12 protein-coding genes are annotated in these 12,680 nt (G+C 74.6%); 3 read left to right on the top strand and 9 right to left on the bottom strand.

Features of this window, described 5'->3' with window-relative positions; all coding sequences use genetic code 11:
- Positions 1–128 precede the first annotated feature (128 nt).
- The 6 genes from OG715_RS37755 to OG715_RS37730 form a co-directional block, all read right to left on the bottom strand.
- The gene (locus tag OG715_RS37755) at positions 129–1,535 is read right to left on the bottom strand and encodes a family 2B encapsulin nanocompartment shell protein (protein ID WP_266272742.1); all 1,407 of its coding nucleotides are present in this window, start codon (positions 1,533–1,535) and stop codon (positions 129–131) included.
- Between the two features lie 458 nt (positions 1,536–1,993).
- A complete protein-coding gene (locus tag OG715_RS37750; RefSeq protein ID WP_266272743.1) occupies positions 1,994–3,109 on the bottom strand; it encodes a hypothetical protein in 1,116 nt (371 codons plus the stop codon).
- Between the two features lie 134 nt (positions 3,110–3,243).
- Entirely contained in the window at positions 3,244–4,116 is an 873-nt protein-coding gene (locus OG715_RS37745; protein ID WP_266272744.1) for a YwqG family protein, read from the bottom strand.
- 235 nt (positions 4,117–4,351) lie between these two features.
- On the bottom strand, positions 4,352–4,861 hold the full coding sequence (locus OG715_RS37740) for a hypothetical protein (RefSeq protein ID WP_266272745.1): 510 nt from the start codon (positions 4,859–4,861) through the stop codon (positions 4,352–4,354).
- 177 nt (positions 4,862–5,038) lie between these two features.
- On the bottom strand, positions 5,039–6,736 hold the full coding sequence (pdxR, locus tag OG715_RS37735) for a MocR-like pyridoxine biosynthesis transcription factor PdxR (protein WP_266272746.1): 1,698 nt from the start codon (positions 6,734–6,736) through the stop codon (positions 5,039–5,041).
- Positions 6,737–6,874: 138 nt separating this feature from the next.
- Positions 6,875–7,162, bottom strand: a complete 288-nt coding sequence (locus tag OG715_RS37730; RefSeq protein ID WP_266272747.1) for a hypothetical protein — start codon at positions 7,160–7,162, stop codon at positions 6,875–6,877.
- A 317-nt stretch (positions 7,163–7,479) separates the two neighbouring features.
- Between OG715_RS37730 and OG715_RS37725 the strand changes: the two genes are divergently transcribed.
- The gene (locus OG715_RS37725; RefSeq protein ID WP_266272748.1) at positions 7,480–7,785 is read left to right on the top strand and encodes a chaplin; all 306 of its coding nucleotides are present in this window, start codon (positions 7,480–7,482) and stop codon (positions 7,783–7,785) included.
- Between the two features lie 123 nt (positions 7,786–7,908).
- Here the strand turns inward: OG715_RS37725 and OG715_RS37720 are convergent, their stop codons facing one another.
- Positions 7,909–8,322 (bottom strand): universal stress protein, encoded by a 414-nt coding sequence (locus OG715_RS37720; protein WP_045943418.1) that lies wholly within the window; start codon positions 8,320–8,322, stop codon positions 7,909–7,911.
- Positions 8,323–8,917: 595 nt separating this feature from the next.
- On the opposite strand from OG715_RS37720, the gene OG715_RS37715 reads away from it, so the two are divergent.
- Complete coding sequence (locus OG715_RS37715) at positions 8,918–9,304, top strand: transglycosylase family protein (protein WP_323182199.1); 387 nt, start codon at positions 8,918–8,920, stop codon at positions 9,302–9,304.
- A 126-nt stretch (positions 9,305–9,430) separates the two neighbouring features.
- Here OG715_RS37715 and OG715_RS37710 read toward each other — a convergent pair whose 3' ends face one another.
- Complete coding sequence (locus OG715_RS37710) at positions 9,431–10,570, bottom strand: trypsin-like serine peptidase (RefSeq protein WP_266272749.1); 1,140 nt, start codon at positions 10,568–10,570, stop codon at positions 9,431–9,433.
- Between the two features lie 246 nt (positions 10,571–10,816).
- Between OG715_RS37710 and OG715_RS37705 the strand changes: the two genes are divergently transcribed.
- On the top strand, positions 10,817–11,575 hold the full coding sequence (locus OG715_RS37705; RefSeq protein ID WP_407661152.1) for a DeoR/GlpR family DNA-binding transcription regulator: 759 nt from the start codon (positions 10,817–10,819) through the stop codon (positions 11,573–11,575).
- A gap of 80 nt (positions 11,576–11,655) precedes the next feature.
- Here OG715_RS37705 and OG715_RS37700 read toward each other — a convergent pair whose 3' ends face one another.
- Positions 11,656–12,633, bottom strand: a complete 978-nt coding sequence (locus tag OG715_RS37700) for a hypothetical protein (RefSeq protein WP_266272751.1) — start codon at positions 12,631–12,633, stop codon at positions 11,656–11,658.
- Positions 12,634–12,680 lie beyond the last annotated feature (47 nt).

The raw sequence follows: 12,680 nt of genomic DNA, 5'->3' as shown, positions 1-12,680 counted from the left end.
GTGAAACGATCATGCAGAGGGCCGGTTACGGCCGCTCCGGGGCATCCGGCGCGGGCGGGCGACCCGGGCATGCGGCGCGGCCGTGCGACCCGGCCGGGCGGCGCGGGCCCCACGGCGCGGCGTGCGGCTCAGTGGCGGCCGTGCGCGATCTCGACGTTCTCCAGGACACCGACGGCGTCCGGCACCAGGATCGCGGCCGAGTAGTAGGCGCTGACCAGGTAGGAGATGATCGCCTTCTCGTCGATGCCCATGAAGCGGACCGAGAGGCCCGGCTGGTACTCGTCCGGGAGGCCGGTCTGGTGCAGACCGATGACGCCCTGGTTGTCCTCGCCGGTCCGGATCACCAGGATGGAGCTGGTGTTCTCCTTGCTGATCGGGATCTTGTTGCAGGGCAGGATCGGCACACCGCGCCAGGCCGGCACCTGCTGTCCGCCGAGGTCGACGTGGTGCGGGTAGATCCCGCGGGCGTTCAGCTCGCGGCCGATCGCGGCGATCGCCCGCGGGTGGGCGAGCAGGTAGTCCGGGTCCCGGCGGCGGCTGAGCAGCTCGTCCAGGTCGTCCGGGGTGGGCGGGCCGGAGTGGGTCTGGATCCGCTGGGCGAAGTCGGCGTTGTTGAGGAGGCCGAACTCCGGGTTGTTGACCAGCTCGTGCTCCTGGCGCTCGCGCAGCGCCTCGATGGTCAGCCGGAGCTGGTGCTCGATCTGGTTCATCGGCTGGTTGTAGAGGTCGGCGACCCGGGTGTGCACCTTGAGGATCGTCTGCGCGACGCTCAGCTCGTACTCGCGCGGCTTCAACTCGTAGTCCACGAAGGCGCCCGGCAGCTGGTACTCGCCGTGGTGGCCGGCCGACATGGCGATCTCGGCCTCGCCGCGCTCGTTCTGGCGCTGGAGCGGCAGGGCCAGGAAGGCGGTGAGGTGCTCCTGGAGCGCCGGGGAGTTGTCCCGGATCTGCTCGAAGTCGCGGCGGGGAAGCGACAGCACGGTACCCGCGGTGACCGTCCTGGCGGTGAACTCCCAGACGGCGTCCTGGTCGAGCACGGACTGCTCGCCGAACCGGTCGCCGTCACCGAGCACACCGACCACCGTCTCGTCACCGTACTTGCCGGTGCCGATCTGGTTGATCTTGCCGTGCGCGATCAGGTAGATGCGGTCCGCCGCCTCACCGCGCTCGGCCAGCACCTCGCCCGGACCGAAGTCGCGCTGCTCGCAGCGGTCGGCCAGCGCGGTCAGCACCTCGTCGTCCTCGAACCCGCGCAGCAGCGCCAGCTCACCCAGCTCCTGCGGGATGACCCGGACCTGGGAACCGGTCTTGATGAACTCGACCCGGCCGTCACCGACGGTGTAGGTCAGTCGGCGGTTGACCCGGTAGGCGCCACCGGCGGCCTGCACCCAGGGCAGCACCTTGAGCAGCCAGCGGGAGGTGATCTCCTGCATCTGCGGCGCGGACTTGGTGGTGGTGGCGAGATTGCGGGCAGCGGCCGTCGTCAGGCTCGACTGCGCCACCTGCGGTGTCTCCGGGGCCGTCTCCACGGTCATCGGCAGGGTTCTCCATTTCGTGTGATCAGTCACGCCGACCCGTCGCGCGACCGGCGGCAGCCGGGGGCCAGGTATCGACGGTTCATCAGATACGCGTATCGGTGCGGGTGTTGACTGTTCTTCGCGATGCGGTGCGCCCGCTCGGGCGATCCACCGGAACCCTAGATCACCACCGCACGGCCCATCCCGTACGAGAACCGAGTGCCCCCCGATTGGGTGAATCTCTCCGATCGGAAGGTTTGAATCCGTCACCCCTGCGCCGGTGGGCCGTCACGTTTCTGCGCATGCGAATCATCCAGACGTAGGAACGATTCACTCCACCCGAACGGAGCAGCGTGAAGGTCCGCACCCCGGCCGGTGGGGCGCAAGCATGGCAAACATGTGTTCGAGGCTCGAACACAGTACGAATCCGGGTGCCGGCCGGCCCGCTGCGGGCGCCCCGCGAGCCCCGGCCCCGGTCACCCCCCGGGCCCGTGCTGCGACCGGGCCGCGCGCCTGGCCGCCCGCAGATTGCGCCGGTGCGCGACCCACCACAGCGTGCCCACCGTGACGGACAGGACGATCAGGACCAGGGCCAGCACCGGCCAGCGGCTGTCGGCGAGCCGGATGTCGGCCAGCAGCAGCCCGCCCACCGCCGCGACCGGGACGAGCAGCGCGGCCAGGGCCCGGCCCGTCGCGGCCACCACGCCCGGGTCCGCGTGGGCCCGGTGCAGTCCGGGCCAGCCGAACGGGTCGCCGCCGAAGTAGTGGGCGACCCCCCGGACCGCCAGCCGGTCGGTGGCCCAGGTGTAGGAGAGCGCCATGTAGGGGAGCCAGACCAGCGGGGCGACGGTACCCATCAGGAGGACCAGCGCCAGCAGGGACCACTCCCCCGCCGACCGCCAGCGGGACGGCGGCGGGACGGTGTCCTCGCTGGTGATGCCGAGCAGTCGGGCCATCCGCCGGACCAGCTCCCAGAACCCTCTGAGGCGGCCGGGGGGACGGGAGGCGTCGGGCTCCGGACCCTCCGCGAGCGCCCGCTCGGCGGCGGCGAGATCGGGGTGGGCGCCCTGGAGGACGAGCAGTTCGGGGGCGCGGGCCCGGTCGGCGGGGTCCTTCCCGGCGAGGGCGGCGAGTTCCAGCAGCAGCTGGGCCTGGGCCAGCAGGGCGGTGCAGAAGGCGAACGGGATGAGCCAGAGGAACGGCCCGCCGACGAAGGCGCCCTCGCTCTGGATGACCAGCCGGGCGTGGTCGACGGCCCGCGCCGCCAGGTCGCCGGTCGTGGCCTCGGGGTGGGCCGCGCGGAGTGCCGCGACCCGGCGCGCGGCCCGGGGGCCCCGGTGGCGGACGGCGAAGACGGCGAGCAGTTCCGGCAGCCGGGCGGGGTGGGCCCGCATCGAGCGCACCAGCTCGGCGACGGGGGCGCCCTCCTTCGCCGCTCCGGGGACCGCGGGCCGCGGCGGGGCCGGGGCGTCGAACGGGGCCGGGGCGTCGGACGGGGCTGCGGGCCCCGGGGCCCCGGGGTGTTCCGGTCGTGCGGCGTCGAGGCGCTCGGGGTCCGGGCGCTCGGGGTCCGCGTCTGTTTTCGGGGCCACGTTCGTCCCACCGCTCCGCCGCACGCTCCGGCCGCGCCCGGACCGGCGTCCGACCGCTCGCGGCCGACCGCTCACCCGGGCCTTCCTCCACCCTAGGCTCCGCCCTCGGGCCCCCGCCTGCCGGACGGCCGGGGTCAGGCGACCTCGAAGCCGTGCCGGACCCGGTCGAGGCGGCCGACCGCGAAGTCCTCCTCGGAGATCCAGAAGGAGACGTTGACGCACTCGCCCCAGTCGACGGCCAGCGCGCCGCTCCCGATCTGGAGCAGCGGGCGGTGGCCCTCGGGCCGGCCGGTGTCCGTGTCGCACCAGCCCAGCAGCCGGACCTCGGGCCGGGGCAGCCGCTCGGCGACGTCCTGGGCGAGGTCGAAGGCGACCAGGAAGTCGTCCGGGAACAGCCGCTCCAGCTCCTGGTCCTGGTAGGACGGCGCGGAGAGCGCCCAGGCGGCCCGGACCGGAACGGCGGGGACGGCGGGGGTCCCCTGCTCGACGGCCGGGGCCGGCCGGGGCGGGGCACCGGCGGGGACGTGCAGCACCCGGCAGCCCCGGCCGGTGAAGTCGGAGAGCCATTCGTCGTGGAAGAAGAGCAGCAGGCCCTCGGCGGGCAGCGGCCAGCTCTCGGCGCCCGGCCGGGTGGACCGGAAGGCCGTGGCGAGGGCGGCGCAGTCGAGCTGGGCGAGCAGCTGCATCGGGCGGCCGCCGGCCTCGGGCCAGGCCGTGCCCGCCGGCAGCGCGGGCAGTCCGCCGAGCCGCCCGACCGGCACCGCGTCCGCACCGGGGAGGCCGACCGCGCCGGCGTGGTCCGAGGGGTTCGAGAAGTCCGAGGAGTCCGAGGAGTCCTCGTCCGGCAGCCGGTCCAGGACGAGGGAGGAACGAAACAACCGCTCGACCAGCGCCGCCGGCCGCTCGCCGACCCGGGCCCGGATCAGCTCCGCGACGTCGCCCGGAATCGGTGGCGCGCCCTCGGCGGGCGCGGCCACGGGGGTGTCGGTGGTCACGAGTTCGGCCATGCGCCAAGCCTGCCACGAGGGTCCGACAACGCCGGTCGGCCGACCCCGCGTACAGCGGGCGGCAGCGGGCGCGGGCGGGGCGGGAACGACGGGCAGGCGGGGACGACGGGCAGGCGGGAACGGCGGGAACCGCGGGCGGAAACGCCGAAGGCCCCGTCAGATGCCGGTACGGGGGGATGATCGGCACCTGACGGGGAGCGGGCCGACGGCCTGTCGGCCCGGCTGTGGGAGTGGCTCAGGCGCAGGTGATCTCGTTGCCGGGGACCTGGAAGATACCGGAGTCACTGGCCGCACCGGCGGCGTACTCGTAGTAGAGGTACGTGTAGAAGTCGATCCGCGCGCCGTTGCCGCAGACCGAGTCGGTGCCGATGGTGTAGGTCAGCGTGACGGTGGTGGTGGCGCCCGCGGCGACCGGGACGGAGTGGTGGACCAGGCCGCTGGTGGCACCGGTGTCGCAGGCGGTGACGTTGCCGCCGCAGGAGGAGAAGGCGTACTTCAGGCCGCTGTTCAGGGTGGTGCCGTAGGTCGGCTGGACGGACTCGTAGAGGAAGTACGCGGCGGTGTCGTGCGGGTTGGTCAGGGTCAGCGTCAGGGTGACGTCCGAGCCGGGGGTGGCTGTGGCCTTGTCGACGGAGACCGACAGCAACGGGGTGTCCGCGTGGGCGGGGGTGGCCGACAGCAGCAGGCCGAAGAGGAGGGCGAGGATCGCGGGCAGGCCGATACGGCTCAGAAATGAAGTGCGCATGACCAATGAGCGTAGGCGGCCGTGCCCGCGCCGGGGCCCGCCTCCGCACCGGTCCGTACTGGCATATGACTGCGGAGCGGACGCCGCGGGCCATTGCCTCCCCATTACGCCCCGGTTCCGCCCACTCTCCGGCGGCCGGACGCCTACCCTCCGCGCCCGGCCCTCCGCACCCGACCCTCAGAGCGGCGGCGGCAGAATGGCGCAGAGCGCCTCCAGCGCCGCCGGGTAGGCGTGGTCCGGCGGGGTCGCGTAGCCCACGACCAGGCCGTCCGTCGCCGGCATCGCCTCGGCCGCGAGCAGCGGGTGCCGGTAGTCGGCCAGGCCGTCCAGGACCAGCCCCCGGTAGGCGGCGGCCTTGAGCACCGAGCGCTCCGTCCCGGGCGCGAGCCGGAGCACCGCGTGCAGCCCGGCCGCGATCCCGGTGACCTCGATGTGCGGGGCATGCTCGGCCAGCGCGCCGACCAGCCGGTCCCGGCGGTCGCGGTAGCGGCGGCGCATCCGCCGGACGTGCCGGTCGTAACCGCCGGAGTCGATGAACTCGGCGAGGGTCAACTGGTCCAGGGCGCTGGCCCAGGCCTCCCGCTCGCCCTTCGCCGCCAGCACCCGGTCCACCAGGTGGTCGGGCAGCACCATCCAGCCGAGCCGCAGCGCGGGGCTGAGGCTCTTGCTGGCCGTGCCCAGGTAGACCACCCGCTCCGGGTCGAGGCCCTGCAGGGCGCCGACCGGCTGCCGGTCGTAGCGGAACTCGCCGTCGTAGTCGTCCTCCAGGACCAGTCCGCCGCGGCCGCGCGCCCAGTCGACCACCGCCGCGCGGCGGCCCGGGTGCAGCGGTCCGCCGGTCGGGAACTGGTGGGCGGGCGTCAGCAGCGCCGTGCGGATCTCCGGGTCCTCCGTCAGCCCGCCCACCCGTGCGCCGTGCTCGTCGAGCGGGAGCGGGCTGGTGGTGGCACCGGCGGCGGCCAGCAGCCCTCGGTGGAAGGCCAGCCCGTAGCCCTCGACGGCGAGCGACCCGGCCGTCCGGGCCGCGAGGACCGCGCGCGGGCCGTCGAACAGCAGCCGCAGCGCGTGGGCGAAGCCCGAGCAGACCACGATCCGGTCCGGGTCGGTGCGGACGCCCCGGGCCCGGGCGAGGTAGTCGGCGAGGACTTCCCGCAGTTCGCGCCTGCCCTGCGGATCACCGGGCCCGAACGCCTCGTTGGGCGCGGCGGTGAGCGCCCGGCGCCCGGCGGCGAGCCAGGCGGTGCGCGGGAAGGCGGCGGCGTCGGGCTGGCCCTGCCGCAGGTCGTGGACGGGGCGCGGCGGCCGGGAGGAGCGGCGGGCCCGGGTCGGGGGGACGGGCTCGGCCCGTTCGGCGACGGTGGTGCCGGAGCCCTGGCGGGCGGTGAGCCAGCCCTCGGCGACCAGTTCGGCGTAGGCGTCGGCGGCGGTGTTGCGGGCGATGCCGAGGTCCGCGGCGAGCGCGCGGTAGGGCGGCAGTCGGGTGCCCGGGGCGAGCCGGCCGCTGCGGATCGCGTCGCGCAGGGCGTCCATCAGGGCGGACCGGCGGCTGCCGGTGGCGGGCAGGTCGAGGTGGAGGTCGGCCCCGGTGGGGCCTGCGGATCCGGCGACGCCGGCAACCCCTGAAACGGGGCGCCCGGTGGCCGACGGGGTCGAAGGGACCGAAGGGACTTGGCGGGCCGCGCCCGTCGCGCCCTCGGCGGGGCGGGCGGTGGTGGGCCGGGTGCCGGCGGGGCGGGTGGCGGCGGTGGCGCTCCCGTCGTCCGGCCGGGTGGTGCCCGGCCGGTGCCCCCGCCGGGCGGCCGGGCGCGGTGCCTCGGCCGCTCCGGCGGGACTGCGGCGGGGTGTCCGGGGCGGATCGACCGAGGTGTCCGTCATGGTCCCGCAGCCTAGCGCCGGGCCCGGGCGGCCCCGGGGCCGGGCCTGCCGCCCCGGGGCCGCCGGACCGGGGCCGCCGGACCGTCGGGCGCGGTCCGGTGCCGGGGCGGCGCCTGTTCAACGCCGGTCCGGCGCCGGTCAGTCGATCCGGATCGAGTTGACGATGAACGAGCGCACGTCGTTGCGGGTGCGCTCGGCGAGCGTCGAGTCGGTGGAGTAGGCGCTGACGGTCAGCCAGATGTTCCCGGACTGCGGGACGCAGACGACGGTCGCGATCACGTCCGCGTTGCCGCCGATCACCTGGTAGTCGCCGTCGCCCGCGAGGTCCCAGACCTGGAAGCCCTGGCGCTGCAGCGCGGTCTGGGCCAGGCCGAGGCAGTCGCCGAGGGTGTCGTTCTTGGTGAAGGTACCCCAGTGTGCGTACATACGGGTCTCCCGTTCGTGCCGTGGTGGCGGCCGCCGCCGGAGCGGTCCGACCCCGGTGGCGGCCGTACCCAGAGCGTCGGGGAGCGGCTGTCCCGGGTGCACGGGGCGGGGGTCCCGTTCCGGCCCGGTTCTCCGACCGGGACCGGCGCGGGGGGGAATCCCGGGCGGGGCCGCACCACAGCGGCGGCCGGACCGCCCCTCCGGTGCGCCGGGCGGGCGGCGGGACTCCTGCATCGGTGTGCGGTTCCGCCTGCGATCGGGTGACCTTATGGTCGGATTATGTTGCTATAGGCGTGTCGACTGGCTATTCCTTCGCCATGACCAACACCAGGAAGTACCTGATCACCGCCGGCCTCGGCACCGCGCTGGCGGTCCTCTCCGCCGGCCCCGCCTTCGCGCTCGACTGCGACGCCCCCGTGCACCACACCCCGAGCGCCCCGGCCCACAGCGGCCTCCCGGGCGGCCTCCCCGGTGGAGGCGGCGGCACCGTCTGCATCAACGAGGGCGGCGCCTACGCCAACGGCATCGTGGCGAACTCCCCGGGTGTGCTGTCCGGCAACCAGATCCAGATCCCGATCAACATCCAGACCAACATCTGCGGCAACAGCCTCTCCATTCTCTGACCAGGGCCCGGCACGCGCCCGAGGTTCGCCCGGCGCCCCGCACCGACCGCACGCGGGCCGCGACCCCGGCACCCGCCGGGGCCGCGGCCCTCGCTCCTTTTCCCCGATCCCCGACCGCGGCGGCTACGGCACCACGGTGACCGGCCAGCGGCCCGCCTTGACCAGCCGCACCGCGACCGAGCCGATCACCCGGTGCCCGGCCTGCTCGGAGGCGCCGACCACCACCGCGTCCGCCCGCAGCTCGTCGGCCAGCCGGGCCAGACCCGTATAGGGGTCGCCGCGCACGGTGAGGAAGCGCCACTCCACCCGCCACACGTCGCGCAGCCGGTGCTCGGCCTCGCGGACGGCGGCGAGCAGTTCCTCCGCGATCTCCTGGGTGGTCTCCTCGACGGCGGCGCCCGCTAGCGCGGTGGCCGCGCCCAGCACCGGCTGGATGTACGCGATCGCCAGCGTCGCGTTCTGCCGCCGGGCCAAGCCCGCCGCGTAGGCGGTCGCCCGCCAGGAGGAATCCGAGCCGTCGAGGCCCGCCACGATCATCTTGGGCCCGTCGGTGCCCAGCTCGAACCCGGACGGCGTCACGGCCGCGCCCGGCTGCTCGGCCCCGTCGGCAGCCGCCGACCCCTGCTCCGCATCGCTCTCGTTGCTCATGGCCCGAGGCTATGCCGGACACGGTGGGTGACGGCGCCGGGCACGGCGGGTGAGGGCTGTGGCCCGGGCCACCCGACGCCACCGCCGCACCCCGCCCGGCACCCCGATTCCCGCACCCGGCGCGACGGGACCGCCACCGCGCGTCGACCGTGTGCCCGGCCTCACAGGCCCCCCGGAGTGGCCCGGACCACTTCCGGCCCGTATTCGATCTTGAAAATACGGACATATGCCTTCAAAACAGGCCAATATCAAGATCCATACCCCCGGTAACCCCCCACTGACCTCGCTAAACCTACGAATCCTTGAAACCCCACCCCCACCCCCGTAACTTCGAATGCGTTGCACCGAACGAACCGCCCACCGGAGCCCAGCGCCCCGCAAGCGGACACGGTGCCCGACCGCGCGAAGCGTGCACCCCCTCGAAACCGCCGCCCTCCCCGGGGCCTGGTTCCGCACGCCCGCATCCCCCTCCGAAAGGAAACCCATGACCTTCCGTAACGAGACCGCCACCGCCACCACCACCAAGCGCCGCAACCGCGTCCGGACGGCACTCATGGCCGGGGCCCTCACCGCCCTCCCCGTGGCCGGCCTCGTCACGGCCAACGCCGCCTCCGCCGCCCCCGCCGGCGTCTGGGACAAGGTCGCCGCCTGCGAGGCCACCGGCAACTGGGCCGTCAACTCCGGCAACGGCTTCTACGGCGGCCTCCAGTTCACCAGCTCCACCTGGGCCGCCTTCGGCGGAACCGCCTACGCCCCCCAGGCCCACCAGGCCACCAAGGCCCAGCAGATCACCATCGGCGAGAAGGTCCTCGCCGCCCAGGGCCCCGGCGCCTGGCCCGTCTGCTCCGTCAAGGCCGGCCTCACCAAGTAACACCCCCACCCCCGCACCATGCGGGGCGCACCACAACAACGCCGCTGCACCCGACCACCCCCACCACAGGGACGGCCAGGTGACCAGCGGCGTCGTGCGTCCCCCGCACACAACACCCGACCGACGTCAGACCACCCGACCACCCGCCCAGTCGTACAGACGACGCGCACCCTCACCCAGACGGGTCGCGTAGAGCGTGCCGGCGGTTCCGCCCGCGAGTTCCTCGGTCGTGGTGGTGACGCCCACGACCGTGCCGGAACCGGTCCGGGGGTCGAAGCCGGTCAGGTGGGGGCCTCCGCTCGCCCCGTGCGACATGTCGCAGGACTCGCCCCACAGCAGCGGGGCCGCCGGGCCCTGGCGGGCGGGTCCGGCGCAGTGGATCATGCGCGAACCGGCGTACTTGGCGGCGGGATCGTTGAGCCGGTCCTTCGGGTAGCCGAAGGTGTCGACGAACTCGCCCGCCACGGGCCGGGTGAACGCGATCCGCTGGCTTCCGGTGACCTCGGCGACCCGCCGTCCGTCGGCCGAACGGTTCAGCACCAGCATCCCGGTGTCGTGGCCGGCCGCGGCGACGGCGTCCGAGGTCGTGCCGCCCGGGTCGGCGTCCCAGTGGGAGGAGGTGGCCATGCTCCGGACACTGAAGCCGCCGAGCGGCTTGGTGCCGTTGCGGTAGCCGGGGACGAAGTACAGGTTGTGGCGCCAGGTGTCGTCGGCGCTGGCGGCCCCGACGCCCCGCAGACAGTGCGCGGCGGTGACAGCGGTGCTGCGGTTCGCGGCGGTGACGACGGTGGCGGTGCAGCTGCCGTCGTAGCCGTCGGAGAAGGTGAAGAACAGCCGGCCAACGCTGCGGTTCACCGCGCCACCGCGGGTCCAGACCGCCCCCGGGTCCGGGGTGCCGACGGGCAGCGGCCGGGGGTCGTCGGGCGTGCGGTCGTCCTCCGGCACGGGCGTGATCTCGGGGACGAGGGCGCCCGCGAGCCGCATCCGGTCGGGGGTCCAGTAGCCGTCGATCCGGTCGCGCTCCTCGGTGGTCGTGGCGCCGGCGTGGGTCGTGACGGACTCGCGTTCCGCGGCGACCGCCGCGGTCGGCAGCAGCGCCGCCGCGGTCGCGCTCAGCAGCAGTGCCCCCAGGACGGCGCGCCCGCGCGGGCGGGCCCGGTCGGTGGCGGTGGCTCCGGACGCCTCGGCAGTGGTCGGTGTCTCGGCAGTGGTCGGCGTCTCGGCGACGGTCGGCGTCTTGGCAGTGGTTCCGGGTGTCTTGAACATGACCGGGACGCTAGCCATGACACATCTGGCTTCTGTGTGGACGGCGTCGCGGACGTCCGTCGATCGGGTCAGGATCCGGTAAAGGCGTCTCGGTCGTGTATCGGCGCGCACCTGGGTGGTCGGGCGTATGCGGCCAGCCAGTATCCTTTACGGACTGTCGGGCCTGATGGCACACCAGCACGAGGGAGCGCATCCGTGGCGGACACCGGACTGCTGGCCCACCAGCGGCAAGCGCTGATCGCCGAGATGGTGCGCCGCAGCGGGGCGGTGCGCGTCGCCGAGCTGGTCGACCAGTTGGGCGTCTCGGACATGACCGTGCGGCGCGACCTCGACGCGCTGGAGCGTTCGGGCGTGGTGAAGAAGGTGCACGGCGGCGCCGTCTCCGCCTCGGACACCGCCATCGACGAACCGGGCTTCGAGGCCAAGTCCGGCCTGGAGTCGGCCGCGAAGGCCGCGGTGGCCGAGGCCGCCGCCACCCTGGTCGAGCCGGGCAGTGTGATCGCGATCGCCGCAGGCACCACCGCCTACGCGGTCGCGGCCCGGCTGCTGCACATCCCGCGTCTCACCGTCGTCACCAACTCGCTGCCGGTCGCGGAGCTGGTCCGCTCGGCCGGCGACGAGCACGGGACGGGCGCGCCCTCGCTGCTGCTGACCGGCGGGGCGCCCACGCCCTCGGCCGCGCTGGTCGGGCCGCTGGCCGACCAGGCCGTCCGCTCGCTCCACGTCGACCTGTTGATCCTGGGCGCCCACGGCGTCTCCGAGCGGGCCGGTCTGACCACGCCCAACCTCGCGGAGGCGCAGACCAACCGGGCGCTGGTGGCCTCCGCGCGCCGGGTCGCCGTCGTCGCTGACCACACCAAGTGGGGTGTGGTCGCGCTCAGCGGCTTCGCCACCCTCGACGAGATCGATGTGTTCGTCACCGATTCGGCGCTCAACGCCCAGGCCCGGGCCGCCCTGACGGAAACCGTCGGGGAGCTCGTCGTCGCCCCGGTCGCAGGGGCCTGACCGCCCCTCGCCGGGACACGGAGCCGCGGCACGAGCCGGAGCCGCGGCACGAACCGGAGGCCGGGCCGGCGGCAGCCGCCTCAGTAGCCGCCGAACCCGCCGTAGGAGTGCCCGCCACTGAAGCCGCCGGTGCCGCCCATGCCGGTGCCGCCGAAACTCTGCCGGGGAGCGGAGGAACGCTGCCCGGGCGGCACGAAGACCGGAGCGGGACCGTGGGGGCCGGGCCGCCAGGCGGGACCGGCCAGATCGTGCCACCACTCCAGGAACGTCAGGTGCACCTCCTGGGCCAGGCACTCCGCCTCCGTCACGGCCGTGGCGCGCTCGTCCCACCGGATGTCGACCGGGCTTTCCGCCCGCCGCGCGAGGGCGTTCAACGCGTCGGCCAACTCCCGCGCGGTCAGCGGCTCCTGATCCTCGGTCATCGAACCGCCGGAGGTGCCGGCCGCCGCACCCGGCCCCGGCAGGTCGACGCGCCGGACGAGCACCGGCTCCCCCGAGCCGGCGCTGCGGTGCTGCCACACCCGGCGCCCGGCCGACTCGTCGAGGACCGCCCGCCGGTGCCGCGTCGCCTCCTGCTCGGCCTCCATCGCCGCCCGGCGGGCCGCGAGCGCCTCGGCCACCCGCAGGGCGACCTCCGCCGACACCGGCCGGTACTCCTCGACGGCCCGCCGCACCTCCAGTGCGAGGACGTGCTGGGCGCGGGCCGAGCGTTCGACGGTCCTCCTCTCCCACCCCGGCCAGCGGCGCGGCCGGCCGATCCCCCAGCGGGTTCCCCGACCGGAGGCGAGGTCGATCTCGATCCTGGTACCGCCGTGCGCCCAGTAGAAGTCCTCCAGGGCCCGCGACAACCGGTCGAGGCAGGCCAGGGCAGCCAGCTCCCACCGTTCGTGCTCGGCCGGCGTGCAGGGCAGCGGCTCGCCCCGGCCGTCCAGGATCCGGTAGACCTCCACCCGCTCCGGCAGCTCCGCCGAGGGGTCCGGCCGGAATGCCATGCCGCCGATCCCGGCCACGTCGAGCCGCACGTCCTCCAGCCACACGCCGGTCCACTTCGTGGTCACTGCTGCGCCCTCCCGTCCTGCCGACGGACGGTGACCCACCCGAGGGG

This window comes from Kitasatospora purpeofusca, from assembly GCF_036010405.1.
Taxonomy (GTDB): Bacteria; Actinomycetota; Actinomycetes; order Streptomycetales; family Streptomycetaceae; genus Kitasatospora; species Kitasatospora purpeofusca.
Note: the sequence above shows the minus strand (reverse complement) of the source record. Positions and strands in the feature narration are given on the sequence as shown.

What these genes read in the sequence shown, in the direction of transcription:
- OG715_RS37755 (WP_266272742.1), bottom strand. Translation starts at nt 1,535, where the DNA reads ATGACCGTGGAGACGGCCCCGGAGACACCGCAGGTGGCGCAGTCGAGC.
- OG715_RS37745 (WP_266272744.1), bottom strand. Translation starts at nt 4,116, where the DNA reads ATGGCCGAACTCGTGACCACCGACACCCCCGTGGCCGCGCCCGCCGAG.
- OG715_RS37740 (WP_266272745.1), bottom strand. Translation starts at nt 4,861, where the DNA reads ATGCGCACTTCATTTCTGAGCCGTATCGGCCTGCCCGCGATCCTCGCC.
- pdxR (WP_266272746.1), bottom strand. Translation starts at nt 6,736, where the DNA reads ATGACGGACACCTCGGTCGATCCGCCCCGGACACCCCGCCGCAGTCCC.
- OG715_RS37730 (WP_266272747.1), bottom strand. Translation starts at nt 7,162, where the DNA reads ATGTACGCACACTGGGGTACCTTCACCAAGAACGACACCCTCGGCGAC.
- OG715_RS37725 (WP_266272748.1), top strand. Translation starts at nt 7,480, where the DNA reads ATGACCAACACCAGGAAGTACCTGATCACCGCCGGCCTCGGCACCGCG.
- OG715_RS37720 (WP_045943418.1), bottom strand. Translation starts at nt 8,322, where the DNA reads ATGATCGTGGCGGGCCTCGACGGCTCGGATTCCTCCTGGCGGGCGACC.
- OG715_RS37715 (WP_323182199.1), top strand. Translation starts at nt 8,918, where the DNA reads ATGACCTTCCGTAACGAGACCGCCACCGCCACCACCACCAAGCGCCGC.
- OG715_RS37710 (WP_266272749.1), bottom strand. Translation starts at nt 10,570, where the DNA reads ATGTTCAAGACACCCGGAACCACTGCCAAGACGCCGACCGTCGCCGAG.
- OG715_RS37705 (WP_407661152.1), top strand. Translation starts at nt 10,817, where the DNA reads ATGGTGCGCCGCAGCGGGGCGGTGCGCGTCGCCGAGCTGGTCGACCAG.